Annotated in this window: 22 protein-coding genes and 4 tRNA genes; 9 read left to right on the top strand and 17 right to left on the bottom strand. The window is 43.9% G+C overall.

All coding sequences use genetic code 11. The features are described 5' to 3' along the window. The first annotated feature begins 162 nt into the window (after nt 1-162). On the top strand, nt 163-585 hold the full coding sequence (locus OC23_RS00290) for a hypothetical protein (protein WP_038341959.1): 423 nt from the start codon (nt 163-165) through the stop codon (nt 583-585). A 79-nt stretch (nt 586-664) separates the two neighbouring features. Here OC23_RS00290 and OC23_RS00285 read toward each other — a convergent pair whose 3' ends face one another. Together OC23_RS00285 and folD are read right to left on the bottom strand one after the other, a co-directional pair. Beyond that, nucleotides 665-1,333 carry a class I SAM-dependent methyltransferase gene (locus OC23_RS00285; RefSeq protein ID WP_038341958.1) on the bottom strand — a complete coding sequence of 223 codons (669 nt, stop codon included), beginning with the start codon at nt 1,331-1,333 and terminating at the stop codon, nt 665-667. A gap of 47 nt (nt 1,334-1,380) precedes the next feature. Further along, entirely contained in the window at nt 1,381-2,229 is an 849-nt protein-coding gene (gene folD, locus OC23_RS00280) for a bifunctional methylenetetrahydrofolate dehydrogenase/methenyltetrahydrofolate cyclohydrolase FolD (RefSeq protein ID WP_038341957.1), read from the bottom strand. A gap of 152 nt (nt 2,230-2,381) precedes the next feature. Between folD and OC23_RS00275 the strand changes: the two genes are divergently transcribed. Together OC23_RS00275 and OC23_RS00270 are read left to right on the top strand one after the other, a co-directional pair. Further along, nucleotides 2,382-2,455 (top strand) — tRNA-Cys (locus tag OC23_RS00275). A gap of 8 nt (nt 2,456-2,463) precedes the next feature. Beyond that, a tRNA-Leu gene (locus OC23_RS00270) sits at nt 2,464-2,549 on the top strand. A gap of 125 nt (nt 2,550-2,674) precedes the next feature. On the opposite strand, the gene OC23_RS00265 is transcribed toward OC23_RS00270, so the two are convergent. Beyond that, nucleotides 2,675-4,435: an alkaline phosphatase D family protein gene (locus tag OC23_RS00265; protein WP_038341956.1), complete on the bottom strand. Its 1,761-nt coding sequence runs from the start codon at nt 4,433-4,435 to the stop codon at nt 2,675-2,677. 211 nt (nt 4,436-4,646) lie between these two features. On the opposite strand from OC23_RS00265, the gene OC23_RS00260 reads away from it, so the two are divergent. Further along, a tRNA-Leu gene (locus OC23_RS00260) sits at nt 4,647-4,732 on the top strand. A gap of 133 nt (nt 4,733-4,865) precedes the next feature. Here the strand turns inward: OC23_RS00260 and pgaD are convergent. The 7 genes from pgaD to OC23_RS00225 all read right to left on the bottom strand — a co-directional run bounded on the left by pgaD (nt 4,866) and on the right by OC23_RS00225 (nt 11,607). After that, entirely contained in the window at nt 4,866-5,282 is a 417-nt protein-coding gene (gene pgaD / locus OC23_RS00255) for a poly-beta-1,6-N-acetyl-D-glucosamine biosynthesis protein PgaD (protein WP_038341955.1), read from the bottom strand. A 33-nt stretch (nt 5,283-5,315) separates the two neighbouring features. Further along, a complete protein-coding gene (pgaC, locus tag OC23_RS00250; RefSeq protein ID WP_038341953.1) occupies nt 5,316-6,572 on the bottom strand; it encodes a poly-beta-1,6-N-acetyl-D-glucosamine synthase in 1,257 nt (418 codons plus the stop codon). A 13-nt stretch (nt 6,573-6,585) separates the two neighbouring features. Then, the gene (gene pgaB, locus OC23_RS00245) at nt 6,586-8,583 is read right to left on the bottom strand and encodes a poly-beta-1,6-N-acetyl-D-glucosamine N-deacetylase PgaB (RefSeq protein ID WP_038341951.1); all 1,998 of its coding nucleotides are present in this window, start codon (nt 8,581-8,583) and stop codon (nt 6,586-6,588) included. A 259-nt stretch (nt 8,584-8,842) separates the two neighbouring features. After that, entirely contained in the window at nt 8,843-9,244 is a 402-nt protein-coding gene (locus OC23_RS00240) for a hypothetical protein (RefSeq protein ID WP_038341950.1), read from the bottom strand. 365 nt (nt 9,245-9,609) lie between these two features. After that, nucleotides 9,610-9,951: an FKBP-type peptidyl-prolyl cis-trans isomerase gene (locus OC23_RS00235; RefSeq protein WP_038341948.1), complete on the bottom strand. Its 342-nt coding sequence runs from the start codon at nt 9,949-9,951 to the stop codon at nt 9,610-9,612. 30 nt (nt 9,952-9,981) lie between these two features. Next, a complete protein-coding gene (locus OC23_RS00230) occupies nt 9,982-10,512 on the bottom strand; it encodes a YaeQ family protein (protein ID WP_038341946.1) in 531 nt (176 codons plus the stop codon). 78 nt (nt 10,513-10,590) lie between these two features. Continuing rightward, entirely contained in the window at nt 10,591-11,607 is a 1,017-nt protein-coding gene (locus OC23_RS00225; protein WP_038341944.1) for a CobW family GTP-binding protein, read from the bottom strand. A 477-nt stretch (nt 11,608-12,084) separates the two neighbouring features. Between OC23_RS00225 and OC23_RS00220 the strand changes: the two genes are divergently transcribed. Further along, nucleotides 12,085-12,285: a hypothetical protein gene (locus OC23_RS00220; RefSeq protein ID WP_038341942.1), complete on the top strand. Its 201-nt coding sequence runs from the start codon at nt 12,085-12,087 to the stop codon at nt 12,283-12,285. A gap of 134 nt (nt 12,286-12,419) precedes the next feature. On the opposite strand, the gene OC23_RS00215 is transcribed toward OC23_RS00220, so the two are convergent. From OC23_RS00215 to OC23_RS00205, 3 genes are all read right to left on the bottom strand, one after another. Continuing rightward, the gene (locus OC23_RS00215; protein WP_038341940.1) at nt 12,420-12,944 is read right to left on the bottom strand and encodes an acyl-CoA thioesterase; all 525 of its coding nucleotides are present in this window, start codon (nt 12,942-12,944) and stop codon (nt 12,420-12,422) included. 219 nt (nt 12,945-13,163) lie between these two features. Then, nucleotides 13,164-13,787, bottom strand: coding sequence for a MarC family protein (locus tag OC23_RS00210; RefSeq protein WP_038341939.1), 624 nt, complete (start codon nt 13,785-13,787; stop codon nt 13,164-13,166). Nucleotides 13,788-13,858: 71 nt separating this feature from the next. Beyond that, nucleotides 13,859-14,272, bottom strand: a complete 414-nt coding sequence (locus OC23_RS00205) for a J517_1871 family lipoprotein (protein WP_038341937.1) — start codon at nt 14,270-14,272, stop codon at nt 13,859-13,861. Between the two features lie 324 nt (nt 14,273-14,596). Between OC23_RS00205 and OC23_RS00200 the strand changes: the two genes are divergently transcribed. After that, nucleotides 14,597-14,932, top strand: coding sequence for a hypothetical protein (locus OC23_RS00200; RefSeq protein WP_038341935.1), 336 nt, complete (start codon nt 14,597-14,599; stop codon nt 14,930-14,932). Between the two features lie 212 nt (nt 14,933-15,144). On the opposite strand, the gene OC23_RS00195 is transcribed toward OC23_RS00200, so the two are convergent. Then, nucleotides 15,145-16,032, bottom strand: coding sequence for an ArgP/LysG family DNA-binding transcriptional regulator (locus tag OC23_RS00195; protein WP_038341934.1), 888 nt, complete (start codon nt 16,030-16,032; stop codon nt 15,145-15,147). Nucleotides 16,033-16,238: 206 nt separating this feature from the next. On the opposite strand from OC23_RS00195, the gene OC23_RS00190 reads away from it, so the two are divergent. Continuing rightward, complete coding sequence (locus OC23_RS00190) at nt 16,239-16,835, top strand: LysE/ArgO family amino acid transporter (protein WP_038341932.1); 597 nt, start codon at nt 16,239-16,241, stop codon at nt 16,833-16,835. A 645-nt stretch (nt 16,836-17,480) separates the two neighbouring features. Then, nucleotides 17,481-17,936 (top strand): DUF523 domain-containing protein, encoded by a 456-nt coding sequence (locus OC23_RS00185; RefSeq protein ID WP_038341931.1) that lies wholly within the window; start codon nt 17,481-17,483, stop codon nt 17,934-17,936. Nucleotides 17,937-18,279: 343 nt separating this feature from the next. On the opposite strand, the gene OC23_RS00180 is transcribed toward OC23_RS00185, so the two are convergent. Then, nucleotides 18,280-18,369, bottom strand: a tRNA-Ser gene (locus OC23_RS00180). Between the two features lie 96 nt (nt 18,370-18,465). Continuing rightward, complete coding sequence (greB, locus tag OC23_RS00175) at nt 18,466-18,954, bottom strand: transcription elongation factor GreB (protein WP_038341929.1); 489 nt, start codon at nt 18,952-18,954, stop codon at nt 18,466-18,468. Between the two features lie 376 nt (nt 18,955-19,330). Here greB and OC23_RS00170 point away from each other — a divergent pair, with 376 nt between their 5' ends. Continuing rightward, nucleotides 19,331-20,440 carry a transglycosylase SLT domain-containing protein gene (locus OC23_RS00170; protein ID WP_038341927.1) on the top strand — a complete coding sequence of 370 codons (1,110 nt, stop codon included), beginning with the start codon at nt 19,331-19,333 and terminating at the stop codon, nt 20,438-20,440. A gap of 60 nt (nt 20,441-20,500) precedes the next feature. Here the strand turns inward: OC23_RS00170 and OC23_RS00165 are convergent, their stop codons facing one another. Further along, the gene (locus tag OC23_RS00165; RefSeq protein WP_038341925.1) at nt 20,501-20,884 is read right to left on the bottom strand and encodes an SCP2 sterol-binding domain-containing protein; all 384 of its coding nucleotides are present in this window, start codon (nt 20,882-20,884) and stop codon (nt 20,501-20,503) included. Between the last annotated feature and the right edge of the window lie 60 nt (nt 20,885-20,944).

The following is a 20,944-nucleotide window of genomic DNA, read 5'->3' as shown; positions in this document are numbered from 1 at the left end:
AAATAAAAAATTTGGCAGATTATATGCAAAATTGTTCAAAAACGAAAATTCTTTCTTTAAATTTGAACATAAAAACGATGAATAGCCTTTGTTTTAAAGATTCCTCACAATAAAAAACTGTTTTTATGCGATACTAAAACCAGAAATAACAGGACCATTGATATGAAAAAAACGAATTTCTTCTTGCTTGTAAGCAGTACACTTCTTATTGCAGCCTGTCAAAGCAGCCCACATCAGTACAATGGTGTCACTGGCTATCAAATTGAAAACAAAACAACAACTTCGGCTACGATCGCCTACACACTTGCAGCACACAGCAACCGTGATATTGATGAGAAAAAGCTACAACACGCCTGCAAACAGGTGTTGGGTGCTGAAAAAACCTACAAGATTTCCATACTCAGTATTAATGAAATCATGAACCCGACCCAGCAAGAACAGTACGGCATCAAACTCGGCAACAGTCGTACAACTTTTGGCCTATCAAACTCGCCAGACTTAAATAATAGCGAAGGTTATGCAACCCGCCAGGCACTGGAAACACGCCCAACCACCTTAAAGGTTGTGCGCTATACCTGCTCTTAACCGGCTTAATGATAAAAAAAGGAGGTATGCGACACGGCATCCCTCCTTTTTTATTGCCTGAGCTTACCCTGTTTTTGTTTTATTTAGTGCGGTAAAAGCTTACATTCCGGAACTCTTTGGCTTCATCCAGATCAGGCCAGGTGGTGGCACTGCGTTCATCAATTTTCAGGTATTGCGGATGACTAAAATTCTTGACCCGGCTATCGGCTACCCACACTTCGGGTGCAAATTTCAAAAATTCATCAAGAAAGAAACGATTGCACTGATCATAAAGGACATCTGCCGCCAGCAAGACATCGACAGGCCCGGATTGATATAAATCATCCAGATACTCCAGCTCTACCTCATTCAACAAGGCATTTTCACGGCATGCCGCCAGACTGACCTGATCAATATCACAGCAAATTACCCGTTTTGCACCAGCCATTTTGGCCGCAATCGCCACCACACCCGAACCGGCACCAAAATCCAGCACCACCTTATCTTTGACGTGATGCGGTTCTGCCAATAACCATTGTGCCATGGCCAGTCCCGATGCCCAGCAAAAAATCCAGTACGGTGTTTCGTTCCAGATCCTGCGGATCACTTCATCATCCAGTCGGTCTGTCGGGAAAACCGGAGGAATCAGCCACAGTGAAATCGGGGTATCAGGAAGTTGCTGTGCCAGCAAGTCCGTGTCTGGAATGACCTCATGCAATGCTTTTAGCAATTGCTCTGGTGCCTTGGCAAATTGAAATGTACAGCTCATATTCGTTTAGTTCTAAAAAACCCCTCTTGCTGAGGGGTTATCAAGGCTTATCCTAATGCTTTTTCAGCGGCTTCTACAGTTTGACGAATCAAGGTGGTAATCGTCATCGGGCCGACACCGCCTGGCACTGGGGTATAAGCTGAAGCAATCTCTTCAATACCCGCCAGCTGGATATCACCGACACCACCGCCATCACGTGGATGGAAACCGGCATCAACCACAACGGCACCTGGTTTGATCCAGTCTTTCTGGATCAGTTCAGCTTTACCCACGGCGCCCACAATAATATCGGCCTGTTTGACTAGCTCAGGAAGGTTCTGGGTACGAGAATGACAAATGGTCACGGTGGCATTGGCTTGCAAAAGCATCATCGCCATCGGTTTGCCCAAAATTGCTGAACGCCCCACCACAACCGCATGTTTACCGGCGATTTCAATCTTGTTTTCTTGCAAAATGGTCATGATCCCCGCTGGAGTCGCTGACCCATAAGCCTCTTCGCCCATCGCCATACGACCAAAACCTAAACAGGTTACACCGTCCACATCTTTTGCCAACGAAATCGCATCAAAACATGCTCTTTCATCAATTTGTTCAGGCACAGGATGTTGCAACAAGATACCATGCACATCCGGATTGGCATTTAATTTTTCAATTTCAGCCAAAAGCTGTTCAGTTGTGGTTTCTTTAGGAAGCTCAACCTTAAGCGAATCCATCCCGACACGGCGGCAGGCATTCCCCTTCATACGCACGTAAGTTGCAGATGCACCATCATCACCAACCAGGATGGTTGCCAAGATTGGGGTACGTCCCGATTTTGCCTTTAATGCTTCTACACGTACCAACAAATCCGTTTCAATTTGTTTTGCCAATGCACGACCGTCTAAAACCAATGCCACAGCACATCTCCAAAGTGGGTATGAATGAATTGGGTAAATAATACATGATAATTTGAGCAATATTCTTTTAGATGTTGTTTTTATGTGCATATTCGCAATAAACACTATTGTTTTTTTTTAAAAGATTGCTAATATGTGCATCACCAAGAGATGGCGGGGTGGCAGAGTGGTCATGCAGCGGACTGCAACTCCGTGTACGCCGGTTCGATTCCGACCTCCGCCTCCATTGGTAAAGCCCGAGTGGTGAAATCGGTAGACACAGGGGATTTAAAATCCCCCGCCCACAAAGCGTGCCAGTTCGAGTCTGGCCTCGGGCACCATTTTTCAGCAAATGAAATCTGGTGCAAATAAAAATCCAGCGCAAGCTGGTTTTTTTATGCCTGAAATCCGGAACACAATAAAAAAAGCCAGGCTAGATGACCCGGCCTTCCCTGCCTTTCTAATTTCAAGCCACTTGTTGTCCTGTTTGCACAGGCATTAAGTTTTTATCCAGCGTCAACTGATAGCCACGACCTTGATCAATAGCATATTGCGGTTTCTTGATCGAATCGACGTAAATCCACTGTGACTGAACCTGCGCTGCATCAAATTGAACCAGCAAATATCCCCGCTGATTCAAATTGCAATAATTCAATTCATCAATCAGGGTGTTAAAGGCAAATTCAAACTGCTGCAGCTGCGCCAAAGGAATATTGAGATATTTTTCCAGCCCCGGTGAGGACACTGAACTGGTCGCCAGCTCTACCCCGACAAATGTTCCATCCTGACTATATAAGTGAGAAGACCAGGCATTATGGGTATCGCCTGCCAGCACCACGACTTTTTTATTCAGTTGTGCCAGAGCAGCATACACCATTTCACGCTCGGCAAAATAACCGTCCCATGCATCCAGATTATAGGGTGCAACTGTCAGCACCCGTGCTTTTTCTTGTGCCGTTAAAGTTGGATCACCTTTTTGCAGACGAATCTTTAAAGTTACCAATTCTGTAATTTGTGCATTCATCTTATTTAAAGTATCTGTACTCGGATTCCCTGCTGTAATTTCAGCTAGAGCAAGTAGCAGTTCAGCAGGGACCAGCATCTTGGTCATCAGAATTTGCTGACCTAACACATTCCAGGTCGCTGTTGATTGCTGCAATTTTCCGAGCAACCAGTCACGTTGGCTATAGCCCATCAAAGTACGTGCCGGATTGGTTAAATCTGCCTGAAACCTGGCCATATCCAGCCCTGTAGCAGTCATATAACTGGCATAATCCAGTTGTTCATCCCGCGCTATGATACGGGTATCCAGCATCATCAAATTCACCAGCCCGCCGAAGTCAAACTGACGGTAAATTCTGGTATGTTGCTGATCCACCGGACGGATCGGCATCCATTCAAAATAAGCCTGCAAGGCCGCCAGCTTACGCTCCAGAAAGGACCCTTCATCGGGCTGATGGTTTTCCGCCCCTTCCCGCCAGGCATCATTCGCCAGTTCATGGTCATCCCAGATCACAATAAATGGATGACGTTGATGCACTGCCTGCAAATCCGGGTCTTTACGATACAGCGCATAACGCTTGCGATAATCTTCCAGCCTGATAATTTCCTTATCATTATCTGCAGCTAAGGTACGCCCCAACTGACGAGCCTCTTCGGTGGCATAACCATCTGCACCATATTCATATATATAGTCCCCCAGATGAATCACCACATCGACATTTTGTCTAGCCATTTCGCGGTACACATAAAAATAGCCCGCCGGATAGTTGGAACATGAGCACACTGCAAAGCTTAGCTTTGAAGCCTGTACCGGCAAGGTTTTGGTCTGTCCGACAGGTGAAAATTTATCCCCGAAGCGAAAACGGTAGAAATAGGACTGATCCGGTTTTAAACCGGTGACATCGACCTTGACGGTAAAGTCCTGTGCTGCCGAGGTAGTGACCTGATCTCTTTTAATAACCTGCCTGAACTGCTGATCTGAAGCGATTTCCCACCCCACCTGTAACCGTGCACTGCGATCACTCGGCGTCAAGCGTGTCCACAAGATCACGCGATCCTGTAACGGATCACCACTGGCCACCCCATGTTCAAAACTCACCTGCAAGGTGGCTGTCTCTTTATCGGAGCTGTCATTACACCCCGTAAACCCCACAGATAACGACAAGGCCCCGAAACCGAACAGACTTTTTTGAATAAGTTCTCGCCGTGAAATTTTTACTGTCATGTGACATTTTCCTTTACTTTTATCATGCCAAATACATCAGTAAAGTAATTCACCAAGATGAAGCTTTGATCTCAGTTTGGTGAAATAATCATGAAAATAAATCGGTCGCGTTTGCTTTTTATCAGCCAAGGCCGCGAATCGCTTGAAAAGAAAGCAAATAATGAGTTTTACTCTTGCCAAGCCTGAAAGTGTCCTCTATTATTGCGCACATGCCCGAGTGGTGAAATCGGTAGACACAGGGGATTTAAAATCCCCCGCCCACAAAGCGTGCCAGTTCGAGTCTGGCCTCGGGCACCATTTTTCAGCAAATGAAATCTGGTGCAAATAAAAATCCAGCGCAAGCTGGTTTTTTTATGCCTGAAATTTAAGAAGACCAAAAATAAAAATGCCTGAGGCAAACGCTCAGGCATTGAATAGAAACAAAGATCAATTATTCCACCCGGATAATTTTACCCTGTTCATCATGATGGATAATACTGATCTTCTGCTGACGCCCGGCCTGAATTTGCTGTTCAGGCAGTTCAAAATAACGGGCATAATCAGGAAGTGTCTTTTCTACCACATGCTTTTGATGTACACGCTTGGCCGGTAACAATCCCCAAAGCAACAAGGCAATTGCACACATAAACAGTGCCGTTACCCCATGCTCGATGCCATCGCTAAATGCTGACATCAGGCGCTGGGCAATATGGGTCTTTTGCAGTTCAACCAGAACCCATATCAAAATAAACGGGCGCCACAACAATAACCAGACTGCCCACATCATGGCAGTGGTGGTGGTTGAAAAATAACGTTTATGCCATGGGAGCTGGCGACGTACATCAATAATCAAACTGTCTGCTTTCATTGCTTTTTACTCAGCAAAATGAATCTTTGCGATTCAACGAATTCCACGATCAGGGCTAATCCAACGGGCACGCTTCTCATCATTACGCAACAGGACCTTTGGAAAGGCGACGATTGTAGCAGTTATCGTGATTAACCAAAACACAAATGGGTACCAAATCATCCAATAATAATTTTTACCGAGATTGGGTTCATAACGACTATCCATCCATTTGCTTAAAGCAAACTGAATTAAACAGGTGGCGCCCAATAAAATTCCACTGCCATACGGTAAAAATGGCGAACTCACCATCGCCAGAGCCGGAATTGCAAACACAAAATGCAACAACCAGACCAGTGCCATAATCAGCATCAGATATGACCAGACCAGTGTCAGACACAACTCAAACATCAAGGGCCATAAAAAATTCAGCTTAGGCTTGAGGAAAACATCGATATTTTTGAGCAGCACCTGAGCACCGCCCATAGCCCAGCGCAAACGCTGTTTCCATAACCCGGTCAGGGTTTCAGGCATCAAGATCCAGACCAGCGCATTCGGTTCAAAGCGTACATCCCAGCCTGCACGCTGTAACTTCCAGGTAATGTCAATATCTTCAGTCAGCATATTGGGAGACCAGTAATCGACCTGATGCACTGCACTTTTACGAAATGCGGTAATCACACCCGATACGGTAAACAAGCGGCCAAAGGTACGTTGTGCACGCTTGATCATGCCAACTATCGAAGAAAACTCCCCGACCTGAATACGCCCGAGCAAGGTTGAACGGGTCCGGATACGCGGATTGCCCGTTACCGCAGCCACGGTTGGGTCTTCCAGAAAATGCCGCACCATCCATTTGGCTGCATGCGGATCGAGCAAGGCATCACCATCAATCCCGATCAGGAATTCGGCATCGGTCATCAGGCTACCTGCTTGCAGCCCCATGGCCTTACCCTGATTTTGTGCCAGATGCACCACCCGTAATTTTTCATACTGGCCAGCCAGACGATCCAGTACTTCACCGGTATTGTCAGAACTGCCATCATTGATGGCAATGACCTCAAAGTTGGGATAGTCCAGTTGCAAGGCATGGCTAATGGTTTCTTCAGCATTGACGCCTTCATTAAAGCAGGGAACCAAGACGGCAACTTTAGGATATTCAGGCAAAGCAGCGGGTTGCTGATAAGGCGGGTCCTGACGCTCTTTCCAATAGAAAATGATTGCTCCGACCATCCATAAATACGACATGAATAATGGATAGTAAAAAACAAACTTAATGGCGTATGACCACAATAAAGCAATCCAACTCATCTACATTACTCCACTATGGCACTAATTGAGATGATTTTAGACCAAAAGCCTTACGCATTGTTTCTACATCTGGATGTCCTTTGATCGGATCGTCAGGATAATAGGCAATATGCATTGCACCCTGCTGATACAAAGACTTGATGGTTGCCGACATTTCTTCAGACGGAATTTTCTGGTTGTTACGCCAGTTAATGGCCTGTAACTCCATCACGGTCTTTTTTACACCATTTGGATATTTCTTGACACGGTTCAAGATATCACTATAAAACTTTTCCGGATTATCGGCTTGCTCCATATAAGGCATGGCCATAATCGCGGTAAAGTCATAACGGTTTAATGACTGTTCTAAAGACTGGGCATACCAGTTTTCTGCATACGGGTTTAAGGCAACCTGTGCATACAGGTTACGGGCAGTGACCAGAAAAGGCTGATATTGACGCACCTCAGCCGCCAGCTCCATGGCAAAGTCGTCCAGATACCGTGTCTTATAGGCAGTCCACTTTTGCAAATCTGCCTCGTTGTCACGAATTTTGGCCAGATCTGTCGGCAGGCCCTGCTTTGCATAAGCTGCCAGTGCATCCGGGCTGGCATCTTCATAGTCCGACAAGGTTACATCGTCATGAAACAGTAGACCATCGAACGGCGTCGATTTTGCCAGATCCTGATAAATTTCCTTAATGGTCTGGCGTGCTTCTGGCGAGAACGGGCTAAGACGGATATAGCCCATATTCAAATGCTCACCGGCTTTGGCCTGCTGGGTTTCGACCAGATCTTTTGAAACCGGATCTTTCTTCGGCAGTTCCCAGGCCAGTAATGGCATCCAGGCATATAAACGCTGTACCGGGGTACGGGTCTGGATTTGCCAGGCCACACGGTTAAACAGGTCGGCACGCATTGGTAGATGACGGTTCGGGAAATACACCATATCGGCAGAACCGTTGGCATCCGGGTCAGAAAAGGCCTGTAAATAGACGGTATTGACGCCCATCGCGTTAATCCGGTCAATCAGGTGATCCAGATTACGCTCTTGCTGCTTCTCGTCAGGATCATAAATATAATCCAGATCGACATGCATGATTTTTTGCGGGCGATTATTGTCATTAAGGTTCAGCTCACGGGTCTTGATTTCCTGCGCCAGTGCACTGGTCGACATCCCTCCCTGAATCAGGATACGGCTCATGTTCTGCAAAGATTGCTTGGCATGGTCAGCACCGTCATCCAGCGTGATGGTAATCGGCATTCCGAGCTGCTTGGAAGCCTGAACCAGCTGCATGTTATAACGGCCATACGGCCAGACCATGACCCGTGGTGAACGCAGGCCATGGGCCTTTAACAGCTCATTGTTCTTTTTCAGGTCGGCATAGACACGTGCCTGATAAGCCGCATCGCTTTCATAACTTTTACTTTTCGGGTCATAGATGCGTGCAATTGCGGCAGGTTCCAGATTGCCTTGCGGGTTGGCATTGATCCCTTCATGCAAGTGATAGCTATGGCTGGCAATCTCGACCAGCCCGCTGTTTTGCATCTCCCTGAGCTCTTCCCAACTCAGAATCTTGTTGCGGGCAATTTCCTCACCGCCAAAATTGACCTTCTGGCCGGCCTTGGGTTCCAGCCAGGACCCCACCACGGCCAGCACCACCGGAATCTTTTTCGCCCGGATAATCGGATAGGCATTTTGATAGAAAGACTGATAACCGTCATCTACAGTCAGCAACACCGGTTTACGCGGTAATCTATATTTGCCCTGATGAGCCTTGATCAGCTGGTCAACATTAATAAAGTGATAACCGTTTTTTTTAAGCCAGTCGATATGCTCACTGAACTGTTGCGTCGTCACCGAATAACTTGGAATCAGTGCATCTTTCCGGTCTGTAATTTCATGATAGCCAATGACCGTTAATGTGGTTGCATCAATTTTTGGAGTTGCCGCAAAAGTTGTGGTACTGGCCACCACACCAAACACAAGACCTAAAAGTGTGTTACAGGTCGGAGACACTAAACGTGTTGTCATAGAGATATCGTCTCAAGATTAGGAAGTTGCTGATTACAGATCATGCCTTCATGATCTTACCGTTTCATGCACAGATCAGATAATTTGAAGGCTCAGCCGGGAAGTACGGATTGTATTTATAATTTTAAAAACTGAAAATAAACTTAAAAGTATTTTTTATGATAAAAATCACAGAATAACCGCGTATTTCTTAACAAAAATCAAAAAACTCCCAAGATGACAAACAACATTGGGAGTTTTCCTGCCAGCATGCTGCAGATTAATACTGAATCAGCTGAAAGTTTGGATGCTCGGCCAGTTGCTGCAAATAATGGCGCTCTTTCTGATAAAAATATTTATTTAAACGGTTCACCCACTCGCCACGGCGGAAGGTCGATATTTTTTTATGTACCCCGTCATACTCCAGCAAGACCACATGACTGTCATCGTCAGAAGTCGCCAGCCGGGTAATTTTATAATCATGCGGTGCATACTGGTGTGAGGGCTGTAATGACCTGAGGATTTCTACCTTATATTCACCATCAATCCAGTAGTGCTTGTCCATCAAGGCTTTTTCATTGACCCAGAATCCGGTCTGCGCACCATCATGCGTATCGATCAGGAAAAAATGGTCTAATTCTGTTAATAGCTCGGATACCGTGATATCCAGATAATCATTCATACCCACCTCTATTTATTCAAACTTTTATCGTTAATTTTTGCCATGTTTTTATATTGATAAACCATAAGCGCCCTGTTCCCCCACCGGCTTATGGCCATCTCAAGAGCCGACCCCGATCTTGCAAAATGACCTGTTATTTCAACAGCTAGAATCGCTGAAAATTGCTCTTTAACTCAAAGATATACAGGAGTGTCTGGAGAATCAATCATTTTTTCCCGGACTGTAATAAAATTCGGATAAAAGAAAATTATTGAAAATCAAAATGTTATTTAATGCTGTCTTGTTTGTTATTATATTACTGATTTTAAAGTGATTTAGTCAAAAAGACAGACCAAATCACTTTCATGCTCTAGCCGCAAAAACGGTTATTCGTCGCGTGTCTTGACATCAAACAGTTCGATTTCAAAGGTCAGATTTGCATTTGCCGGAATAATTTTTCCAATCTTACGCGCGCCATAAGCCAGATGGGCAGGCACAACAAGTTTACGCTTACCGCCCACACGCATTCCCATGATGCCCTGATCCCAACCCTTGATAACCCGGCCTGTCCCGATCACGGTTTCAAAATAGTTGCCGCGATCCAGTGAAGAATCAAACTTGGTACCATCTTCCAGCCAACCGGTATAATGTGTTGTGATTAAAGCCCCTTTCACGGCTTCTTTGCCTTCACCCACTTTCAAATCAATGATTTCTAATTCTGCACTCATTTCTATCTCTCCAAATAACTCAAACCAAGATTATTGCAACTGTTGCCACTGAATGTCGACCTGTCCCTTGTCACTTAACAAGGTCCATTCACCATCCATGATATTAAGCTGTAACTGCATGGTACGTTCGCATAAGCCCTCAAGCGCTTGCGTGGTCTGGGGAGCCAATTGCCACACCTGTACATTGCTTAAAGTTTTAATCTTGCTATTTTTCTGCCACCAGTCGTCTGCCTGTGAGCCATAAGTCACGACTGCCACATTTTTACAGCGTGCGCTGGCCTTTTTGACTTTATCTTCAGATGGGCAGCCGACTTCAATCCAGTTTTCCAAAAGCCCGGTCAGGTCTTTTTGCCATAATGCCGGCTCGTCAGTTTCAAACAGGTCTTTGGTAAACTCCAGATGCTCATCTGCAAAACGGGCATAAGCCAGAATACGCACCATTAAACGCTCGATTGTTTCAGATGGATGCAAAGCCAGCGTCAGCTGGTAATCGGCATAGATATGCTCATCCATATTGGCAATATTCAGGTCTGCCTTATATATTGTTGCTTTTAACGCCATAAACAATACTCTTCAAAATACGATGCTGTTAAATTTGGCGCTAAGGATACTCTATTTTAAGCACAATAAGGCGGTGATTTATTCCCTGCTTGCTGCCTCCCGGTCGGTACGGCAGGCCAGTAACTGTGTTTCAAATGCCAGCCAGTCCCGTTCAGACTGCGTAATCACCTCGATCCGGTTATCCATGCCGGCTTCGGCTGATTTATAGTTAAATTGCTGAGAGTTAAAATTAAAGCTTTTCCAGCCCTGGTCAGTATGAAAGATGCCTTTAATGCGTAGCCAGTCTTGCTGCGCACACAGTACATCCAGCAGATCATAAAAATTGAATTGCCAGCGTTTGGGCAGCTTCCAGCCCGCGACCGTATAGCCTTGGGCCGTTTCAATGTAATGATACGGCAACTGTTTTATTTCTGGCGACGGGGCCTGGGCAGGTTGTGTTTGCTGTAACCTTAATAGTGGCTGGATTGTCCGTGCAACGGCCTGATGCATGACCTCCAATGCCTGAATCTCCACCTGCCCGTTTTCAGCCTCAATCCAATGCGGCACATAGGTGGCATATTCCTGCTTCAATGCGGTATAAGCCTGACGGTCTGCTGCCGTCATGCAGTCAATATGCGACAACACCACAATTTGTGCAGCCTTGAGCTGATCGGTATACAAGTTTTGTCTGACCCAGTCCGTATCATGTAAACGGCTACCATCCACCACGATCACCAGGGCACGCATGGCCAGACTATCTTGCCAATGTGGCTCGGTCAGTTGTGCTAACAGCTGGGCCGGATGTCCCAAACCGGTCGGCTCGATAAATAAACGGTCAGGTTTGCTGTCACTGAGTAAACGCGCAAGTGCAATTTGCATCGGTAACTGGCTGCTGCAACATAAACAGCCACCCAATAGCTCTTTGACGGCATACCCCTGCTGCTGGCTAATCAGTTGCTGGTCCACGCCAATTTGCCCGAACTCATTCATCAGTACGGCCCAGACCTCATGTTCAGGTTTCTGGGTGAGCAAATGCTGTAACAGGGTGGTTTTACCTGCTCCTAAAAAACCGGAAATAATATGGGTCGGGACTTTTCGGGGAGCAAGTAGTTTCACGATAGACTCGCATTTCAAATTTCTTTCATTCTAAAGAGAAAAATTGATTAAATAAATTAAAGAATATCGTTTAATAGAGTATGGCTTTTATCGCATTAACCTAAAATAAAGCCAATCCAGTCACAATCGATATCTAAAAAGATTATTTAATCTAAAAAAATAAATGGTTTATTCAATTAACCAACATTCATTAAACTTAAATCAATGTTTAAAATACGTAAAAAATAAGGCTATTTTTTAATCAGAAAAACATATTTTCATACATTTTCATGCTGAAGTTCTCCATGCTATTTTACAGAGTGACTACATAAAGCGACGCAATATTTCATATTGTTAAGAATGACGTAATAGATTGTTAAGGATGTTGCTGCAAAAACGTTTGCCCCATAGCATGAACCTCATGCCGAAATGAGAGCGCTGGATTCACCAGATCTTGCATTGAAGGCTGTTATTTTAAATGAAATAAGGATGCCAAACATGAAACTTATCAAAACACTTCTTGCAACAACCCTTACCCTTGCAGCAGCTTCAACATTTGCAGCAACAGCAGAGCAAACTGCTCAAGATCAAGTGGTTGTTTCAACTCAAGAGCAACCAGAGACTCAAGGTCAAGCAACTACAGCTACTGATGCAACAGCAACTGAAGCACCGGCTTCTACTCCAGCTCCAACCAACTAAGCAAATCTGAAGGTACTCCAGACCTTTAGTGCTACATGTATAATGATTTAACGCTTATATCATTACACATGTAATAAAGATCGGACCATGCTGCGGTCCGATCTTTCTTTTTTATCACCGATAACCGCTCCAACCTATTCGCATTGCGTGGTTTTCTTATACATGCTGCATGAAGGCTGATGTACTTCTTGCAAACGCATGGCTTTACGCTGCTCGGCAGCCTCAAAACGGCAACGTTTCCACTCGGTATCCAGATTTAATGGCGGTACCTGTTTAGGCTTACGCTGCTCATCCACGGCCACCATGGTGAAATAACAGGTATTGGTATGACGAATGGTGCGCTTCTGGATGTTTTGCGCTTCGACACGAATACCGATTTCCATTGAGGTACGTCCGACATGATTGACACTGGCCAGAAATGTAACCAGTTCACCGACATAGATCGGCTCCTTGAAGTTGACCCGGTCAACCGACAAGGTCACCACATAGCTCCCGGAGTATCGGCTGGCACAAGCATAAGCCACCTGATCGAGCAGTTTCAGGATCGTACCACCATGAACATTACCTGAAAAGTTGGCCATATCAGGCGTCATCAAAACGGTCATGGTCAGCTCTGACTGGTCATCAGGTGCCTGGTTCGCTTGATCTAATGGATACATGAGAAGCGCTCATAAAGTATGTAACATGATTATTATCGTTGATTCAGGCACATAAACCTATGCGTAAAATGCCAAAACATCATCAATTATTTTTATAACTCTTTAAGGTCTTTATTTAAGATAGTGACATTGGAACTGTTTCCACCAACATCAGCGCATGACCATCAACAGCCATGCGTATGGAAACAGCGACAATATCCGGATTTTTCTTATTGCTGCTTAAGCCAAATTTGCTGAACGGATCAACCCAACCACACCATTGACAATCATATCAATTGCAATCGTCCCGATCAGCAAGGCCGACAAACGCCCCACAATATCAAAATAACGGTCAATATATTTGGCATGTTTATAGCGCAGATGATCATGACCAAATTTCATCAGGATGAGGATACTGCAGGTCAGAATCAGGGTGAGTGCAATCACCGCAATTGCACCGGTAAAAGGTACGCTGACCCCGGTCACCACTGCCGCACTGATGGTACCCGGCCCGATCATAAACGGCATCGCAATGGTTCCCGCCAGATGCTCGGGCGCTCCCCGCATTTCACCAATCGTCTCTGCTCCCTGAAACACATAACGATAACCGATCACCAAAAAGATCAGCCCGCCAAAAATCTGGAAAGATTCAAAACGTACATTCAGGTAACGGCTGAAGATATTTTCCCCGCCCCACGCAAACAGGATAAAAACACCAAAGGCAATCAGGCTTCCCTGAATCAGGGCCTTGCTAAAAACCTTGGCCTCCGTATTGCGGATCATCCCCACCATATAGACGCTCATCAGAAAGGGGTTCAAGAGTGAAAAAAACAATGCAAATGCATGAATATAAGGAGAAAACATAAATAACTCTTTATTGGCAGCAAAAGTTAAACGGTTTTAAGATTCCAATAAATTAATTGAAATCTAACAATTTAAGCGTTTATAAATGCCTTACAACTCGGTGTGATATGCTTTAATGCATCATCTTTATTTAACTCAAAGGTTGCACCCAATCCCAATATACGGATTTGCAAGGTCGCCTGAGCAGCATTGATTGTTTTCACATTCAGCTTCAACCCCTGATCAGTATAAAGTACATTATTTACGAGCTTTACCCGGTAAGACATGACGTCTTTATTATTATCAATACAAAGTTTGCCATTGCCCTGACGGTTTAACTGCAACACAGTTAACGCCTCTCCCCCTGTACCCGTCCAATTACCTGAAAATGGAATCTGGGTAGAGCTGAGCTGGTTAAACTGTGCAGGCGTCATGGTTGTTATTGAAGTACAGCCCACCAACGTAAAGGCCAACATAGCAGATAATAAAACACTCTTCACAACCATCACCTAAAGCAATAAAAATAAAAGAATTCCTGTCATTTTCCCACAATTAAGCTTTTTTTAATTTGTACTCCATGTATATAGCTAGTATCGGAAATGTTAAGACAATGTTGCTCTCCCCATCCATTTCGCCTGTCCTACAGAGGACATTTTCTCCCTATAACGCCTTGAACCGCCTTAAAATAAAGCAGGTAAAGCTTTTTCCTTAAACAGGTCTGCTTGTACGATTTAAAGCCATGGCTATATTGTCAGCATGGCCCAGATAAAATTATTGCTTGATTTCGGTTGTAATCATCTGTAGATTTTCTTTTTGAGCGAGTAATTCAAATGACTTTCCAGACGATATTTGAAACCTTTCAAACGCTTCCCAATGGAACAGATGCCCACCAGCAATTAAAAAATCAATGTGAACAGGCCATCCTGCATTCTACTCATCCCCTAGAACATTGTGCCTTGCTGCTCATTTATGGTTTCGCAAAAAACTATGTGCTGCTTTATGAAGATCAGGCAGTCACTCCCGATTTTTCCAGCAAGGTCAAAGCCCAGTTGAGCAGTTATATGCATGAGATCAATCAGGCCTTACTCACACAGGATGCAAATCAGATCCTGAATACCCTGAATGACATTTCCAAACAATATATGCAGAGCTCCAGAATTTTTTAGATGCTTTATCCATCAGTTCTTGCTCTCGCATCACGGTAAAAGCCAGTCTCCTCATATAGCGGCCCATCGACGGCTGAGGCGCTGGCCTTTATCAGCAGGCAAGCCGGTTAAGGCAGAAGGCGCTAGAGCTAAACGCAACCTTTCCCCCTAGTGGATTTACCCCTTAGGCAGTTGATCACCACTGAATATCCGGTTTAACAGCATGCCTGAAACTAGACCAGAATCGCTTGGGCACGATGTACAATATGCCGGGTTAACTGTTGCAAGGGTTTGGATTGCTGGTTCCAGTGATGCCAGTATAACGGGATTTCTATTTTGGCTTCAGGTAAAAGCTCAACCAAAGCCTGCTTTTTGCTTTCTGCCTTTAACTGTAATTCTGGCACCATGCCATAGCCCAAACCGAGTTTAATCGCTGTCACAAAAGACTCCGATGACGGAATCAGATGGCAAGGATAGGTTCCTTTCATCAGGCCATAATGCTTTTCAAGTATGTCAAAGTGCATCCGGTCTTTATGATTAAAGATAATCGCGGGTGTAACACGCAGGTTTTCCCGGTCTATGCCATGCGGAAACCACTTCTTTCTGAAGGACTCAGTCGCGACCATCCGGTAACGCATCACGCCCAGATATTCTGCATGACAGCCCCGCATCGGCTGGTCTTCAATCGAGATACAGGCACTCACAGTACCTTTTTCCAGTAAGGAATAGGTATGGGACTGGTCATCGGTTCTAAGCTCGATCACAATTTTCTCTTTGAGCAATACTTCTTGTAGCGCAGGCAAAAGCCAGGTTGCCAGAGAGTCTTCATTTGAACCGATCACGGTCTTGAAAAAGTTGGCTTCCCCTGCCCCCGTCAACCCATGTAACAGGTTCTGTTCCAGTCGCTTTATATGTTGCAAATACTCAAACATCTGCTGGCCGGCCTGGGTCAGTACACAAGGGCGCCCCCGGATCAGCAACAGCTTGCCCAGCTCTTTTTCCAGCGCCTGTACCCGCAGCGTTACCGCTGAAGAAGTAATGCAAAGCTTTGCACCAGCCTGTTCAAAGCTTCCATTTTCTGCGACGGCAAAAAAAGCTTCACATTGTTTATTGTCTAGCATCACAAACCTTAAAAAAATTTAGGCAAACCAAAACAATCTTAATTTTACTGACTTTAATAATTAAAAAAAGATAATAGCAAACATAAATTTTTGACCGTGAAACTCTCCCTTTCTTTCTGCACTGAACTGGGTACAGACCAGTCCATCTGGTCGTTCCGCATGAAAGACCGGTCTTCACTTACCACGATTATTGAGGAGCTAAAAATATGACCGCATTTTTCTATGGGCTTGGTATCGGCTTTTCTCTAATTTTGGCCATTGGGGCACAGAATGCCTTTGTGCTTAAACAGGGCTTAAAGCAGCAGCATGTGTTTTGGGTCTGCTTAATCTGTGCACTCTCTGACTCCATTCTGATCTATCTTGGTGTAACTGGCTTCTCAAAAATTGTGGTCGATTTTCCTTTGATTGTGACCATTGCCAAGTATTTTGGGGCTGCATTTTTATTTCTGTATGGTCTGCGAAACTTTTATTCGGCGATCCAGAACACCAGCGGGCTTAATCCGAGTGAAATTGAAAAAGATTCACTGCTTAAGATCATCGGGATGTGTCTGGCATTTACCTGGCTCAATCCGCATGTCTATCTGGATACCGTAATTCTGGTTGGTTCTATTTCCGTCCAGTTTGCAGATCAGCTGTATTTATTTGCCGCAGGTACCATTCTGGCTTCATGGATTTTCTTTTTCGCTCTCGGTTATGGCGCAAGAGTTTTATTGCCACTATTTAAAAAGGCCAGCTCATGGAGAGTATTGGATGTACTGGTCGGCCTGATGATGTGGGCGATTGCAACCAAGCTAATTATCTAAAGAATAGTTAAATAAAAAGCCCTTGTATTTACAGGGGCTTTTTTTGTATTTGGCGGTAGCGTTGGCAGTCAGATCAAAATAATAATTCATTGATAAATATTATAAAGATTCTCAAATCTCTACAGCCAGATTTCACTTTATATAACGGCACCATAACTATTCTTAATTCCCTAAATTATACTTACCACAAAAAACTGCAATATTTGCAGTCATTGTCTCTTTATTACATCCTGAGCAACTTCATTGGGCCATATTTCAAAATCACCAACAGAAGCATAAAATAAAAGCTTCTTCCAACACATCTCAACAATATCTAACCGGCCCAGCCCTGCACATACTTTTCTTAACCCCCGTCCATTTAGACAGTTTTTACGCTATACATCTTTTTTTTGTTTCAGGGCTTTGACCAAGGGTATTACTTAAAGTTTTTAAAAGACATTATTTACGTTGATCTCCCCCTTCTCTTACTTTTTAATTTTGCATGCGCATGTTTAGAAAATATAAAACTGTATAAAAAACCCTTTTGGGGTGTTAAATGTATTTAAATATCTAACAAATGATGCCTTATTGTCCATCATTACAAAAATATACTCTTCACATTTTATACAATCCGTACAATCCTAATTATTTAAATAAATTAATACGATGATTTTGGTTAGTTCATGCTTAACAGGATTAAAAGTTCGCTACGATGGAAACCATTGTTTAGTTAAAAAAATTGAAAAACTGATCAAAGAAAAAAGAGCTATTGTCGCATGCCCAGAAATTTTAGCAGGTCTTTCTACCCCACGTGAACCAGCAGAAATAGTAGGTGGCAATGGCGATGATGTTTTAGATGGAAAAGCGAAAGTTATCGAAAAATCAGGAAAAGATGTTACAGATATATATATCAAGGGGGCAATTAAAACCTTAGAAATTGTATTAAATACAAATATTAATAAAGTTATTTTAAAAGAATATAGCCCATCTTGTGGCACCTCAATGATCTATAATGGTGAGTTTATAGGAAAAAAAATGGAAGGAAACGGTGTTACTGCAGCTTTACTAAAACGTAATGGGATCGAAATTTTATCCGAAGAACAATTTCTTAATTCTTTTTAATAAAAACTTTTCATATTTACATTTTAAAGTAAAGCAGTTTTTCAGTTGGACTATCAAAAAATTTAAGTTTGCTTAGGCTAAAACTTGCAGGCCGCTACCATCAATGCTGTTCTATGCGACGTCTTGATTGCCGTCCCCCCCAAATCATACAGAACTGCACCATAATTGCTTTTCATGTTCAAAGAATTCGGTAATAGTAAACTACAAGCCGTATCTTTAGCTAAACTGAGTGCAGTTTTATTGTCTAATCGAGTTGAATTGACTGGTTTCGATATCGCCATTTTTTATGTTGGTAAAAACAAATAAAAAAAAGCCCTTGTAAAAACAAGGGCTTTTTCGTATTTGGCGGAAGCGGTGAGATTCGAACTCACGGAGGACTCACACCCTCGTCGGTTTTCAAGACCGGTGCATTAAACCGCTCTGCCACGCTTCCAATGGCGGCTATCATATAAATAAAAGTTCAACTTGGCAAATCTTTTATTTAAAAACCTGCATCAAATGCTCAAAATAAAAACAACAGGCTGTAGTTTTACGCATTTTCCGGTTTTTCATAGCAAATCGAGTTGATATACCACTCCTTTTTACCAAGAGGTGTATGAACTTCTACCTCATCATCCACCTGTTTACCTAACAGCGCACGTGCCATGGGAGACTCGATTGAAATATGCTGGGGATGGTGATCATAGATTTCGTCTACCCCGACAATTCTTAATTTTTTTTGTTCGCCCGCCTCATTTTCAATCTCAACCCAGGCGCCAAAGTAGACCTTGCCTTCCTGTTCAGGCGTATAATCTACAATTTTGAGTTCTTCCAGTCGTTTACCCAGATAACGTACACGACGATCGATTTTTCGTAATAGCTGTTTATTGTACTGATAGTCCGCATTCTCCGAGCGATCGCCAAGACTGGCAGCCCAGTTCACCTTTCTGGTAATTTCAGGGCGTTCTTCATGCCACAGTTTCTTCAGTTCGGCCACGAGTAAATCATGTCCGGTACGGGTGATCAAATTCGATTTCATAGGCTTTAAATACGTTAAAACAACATTCCACTTACAAGTTTTTGCATTGTATTCCTTATTTCGCCACGACTAAAGTGTATAAATTTTATTCTTTTTTGAAATCATGAGTTTGTGATGCAATTCTCAATTTTTTTTGATCTAAAATTTGACAATCGCTTTTTTGGCGCTTAATATGCGCGCCTAAGTTTGATTTTGTCTATTTTTTGTACGCCATATTAATGTTGTGAAACATTTGCGTCATTTTTCCCTTTAATCCAATGTCATTTTGAATGACGTTCATGACTTGCCCACCCCTTATTGAATTTATCAACTTTTAAAAGTCAAGGCAGTGTTTTGTCAAACTTTTAGGGCATAAATTACCTGTAGCGGAGACAACATGCACAGTAATTCAAGTTCTGGGTCTAGGCCTAGCCTTAACTCGTTATCTTCCACTCTCCCGTTTCAAGCATTAGCTTTAAGTATTGCGGTTTTACCTTTCAACAGTTTGAATGCAGAAAAGTCGCATCAATACAACACTGTGGTAAATACCAATGTTCTCACGGTTGTTGCGGTCGAAAGCCCGACCACCGTATTTAGTGATGGCCAGTTCTTACATGGTTTTGGCTATGATCTCGCGCGTAACTATGCGCAAAGTCTAAACGTAAAACTTGATTTTAAAACAGTTCCAGACAATGCCACCGCATTGAAATGGGTCGCTCAGGGCAAGGCCAACCTTGCCATGACTACCGCCAATCTGGCTGCCATTGAAAACAAACAGCTGGTTTCCTTTTCAGCAAGTTGCGGCGACCAGGCCAGTCTCAGTAAAAATGGCCTGAATCCACAGCTGAACTGGGTCTTTAAACAGGCTGACGATCCACTGACCTTAACTGCAAGCGGTTACATCTGCCAGAGTAAACAGGCAGGTACGACCCAGCAGCTGGCTTCATTTTATAACCGCAATGTGGTGAAACCGGAGTCCTGGTCAACCATTCAGAAAGACCTGAAACAACGCTTGCCCATTTATAAGGCCAGCTTTAAACAGAGTGCCTCCAAATACAATCTGGACTGGCATCTGCTGGCCGCTATCGGGTATCAGGAATCCTATCTTAAGCCGGGCTCGGTCTCTCCCACAGGTGTTCGCGGTTTAATGATGCTGACCAATAGCACGGCACAGGCCATGGGGGTCAGCAATCGCTCTGATCCGAACCAGAGCATTCAGGGCGGTGCCAAATATTTTGATCTGATGCTGGACCAGTTTTCGACGGTACCTTATCCAGACCGCAACTGGTACGCCTTGGTGGCATATAATATGGGGCCGGGTGCTGTCAGCCAGATCCAGAAGCGTATCCGTGCCCAGGGTAAAGACCCGGATCAATGGGTCAACCTGTATGATTACCTGCAGCGCAATCAGGCACGTAATGGCCGCTATAAACAGGCTGTACAATACGTCACACGTATCCGCACGTATTTGGAGCATATCAAGACCAGCAGCCGGATTGATGTCTAGGTTTCAAGGCATAAAAAAAGCTTACCTATTATAGGTAAGCTTTTTTTTAGAGGGTAAGGCTTAAGCTGTGTGCTCAAGTACCTTCTTGAAGAGATCCTTTTGCTCTTGGCTTGGCTTGGCAGTCTGTAACGCCATCAGCTGAGACATATCGCCCTGAACCTTGATTTTGCCAGTCATGAATGCCTGCATTGCCGCAGCCATATCAAATTCCAAAAAGACTTTACGTAAAGTCTCTGCATCCATGTTCAAGGTTGTTTTCGCATTTGAAGATAAACCTTTCTGGATTTTACCTGCATCCAAAGCTAATTCTGTATTACCTGCTGCATCTGTTACAACCAAGTTAATCGCTAAATTCGCAAGCGCAGGTGGCAAATTCAAATCACCAGCTTCAGCAGTAAGTTTTTCAACAGTTGCAAACCAATCATCAGTTAAAAATGCAGCCATGATTATTCCTCAAATGTATTTGTTCAATTTCTTGTGCCATCTATCCAGACGACATCACAT

Origin of the sequence: Acinetobacter sp. A47, from assembly GCF_000805455.1 — a bacterium.
GTDB lineage: Bacteria > Pseudomonadota > Gammaproteobacteria > Pseudomonadales > Moraxellaceae > Acinetobacter.
The sequence above is the reverse complement of the archived record's forward strand: the minus strand, read 5'-3'. Positions and strand labels throughout refer to the sequence as shown.

Excerpts from the sequence above, each read along its gene's own strand:
- OC23_RS00290 (WP_038341959.1), top strand. The coding sequence starts at position 163 with ATGAAAAAAACGAATTTCTTCTTGCTTGTAAGCAGTACACTTCTTATT.
- OC23_RS00285 (WP_038341958.1), bottom strand. The coding sequence starts at position 1,333 with ATGAGCTGTACATTTCAATTTGCCAAGGCACCAGAGCAATTGCTAAAA.
- OC23_RS00265 (WP_038341956.1), bottom strand. The coding sequence starts at position 4,435 with ATGACAGTAAAAATTTCACGGCGAGAACTTATTCAAAAAAGTCTGTTC.
- pgaD (WP_038341955.1), bottom strand. The coding sequence starts at position 5,282 with ATGAAAGCAGACAGTTTGATTATTGATGTACGTCGCCAGCTCCCATGG.
- pgaC (WP_038341953.1), bottom strand. The coding sequence starts at position 6,572 with ATGAGTTGGATTGCTTTATTGTGGTCATACGCCATTAAGTTTGTTTTT.
- pgaB (WP_038341951.1), bottom strand. The coding sequence starts at position 8,583 with ATGACAACACGTTTAGTGTCTCCGACCTGTAACACACTTTTAGGTCTT.
- OC23_RS00240 (WP_038341950.1), bottom strand. The coding sequence starts at position 9,244 with ATGAATGATTATCTGGATATCACGGTATCCGAGCTATTAACAGAATTA.
- OC23_RS00235 (WP_038341948.1), bottom strand. The coding sequence starts at position 9,951 with ATGAGTGCAGAATTAGAAATCATTGATTTGAAAGTGGGTGAAGGCAAA.
- OC23_RS00230 (WP_038341946.1), bottom strand. The coding sequence starts at position 10,512 with ATGGCGTTAAAAGCAACAATATATAAGGCAGACCTGAATATTGCCAAT.
- OC23_RS00220 (WP_038341942.1), top strand. The coding sequence starts at position 12,085 with ATGAAACTTATCAAAACACTTCTTGCAACAACCCTTACCCTTGCAGCA.
- OC23_RS00215 (WP_038341940.1), bottom strand. The coding sequence starts at position 12,944 with ATGTATCCATTAGATCAAGCGAACCAGGCACCTGATGACCAGTCAGAG.
- OC23_RS00210 (WP_038341939.1), bottom strand. The coding sequence starts at position 13,787 with ATGTTTTCTCCTTATATTCATGCATTTGCATTGTTTTTTTCACTCTTG.
- OC23_RS00205 (WP_038341937.1), bottom strand. The coding sequence starts at position 14,272 with ATGGTTGTGAAGAGTGTTTTATTATCTGCTATGTTGGCCTTTACGTTG.
- OC23_RS00200 (WP_038341935.1), top strand. The coding sequence starts at position 14,597 with ATGACTTTCCAGACGATATTTGAAACCTTTCAAACGCTTCCCAATGGA.
- OC23_RS00195 (WP_038341934.1), bottom strand. The coding sequence starts at position 16,032 with ATGCTAGACAATAAACAATGTGAAGCTTTTTTTGCCGTCGCAGAAAAT.
- OC23_RS00190 (WP_038341932.1), top strand. The coding sequence starts at position 16,239 with ATGACCGCATTTTTCTATGGGCTTGGTATCGGCTTTTCTCTAATTTTG.
- OC23_RS00185 (WP_038341931.1), top strand. The coding sequence starts at position 17,481 with ATGATTTTGGTTAGTTCATGCTTAACAGGATTAAAAGTTCGCTACGAT.
- greB (WP_038341929.1), bottom strand. The coding sequence starts at position 18,954 with ATGAAATCGAATTTGATCACCCGTACCGGACATGATTTACTCGTGGCC.
- OC23_RS00170 (WP_038341927.1), top strand. The coding sequence starts at position 19,331 with ATGCACAGTAATTCAAGTTCTGGGTCTAGGCCTAGCCTTAACTCGTTA.
- OC23_RS00165 (WP_038341925.1), bottom strand. The coding sequence starts at position 20,884 with ATGGCTGCATTTTTAACTGATGATTGGTTTGCAACTGTTGAAAAACTT.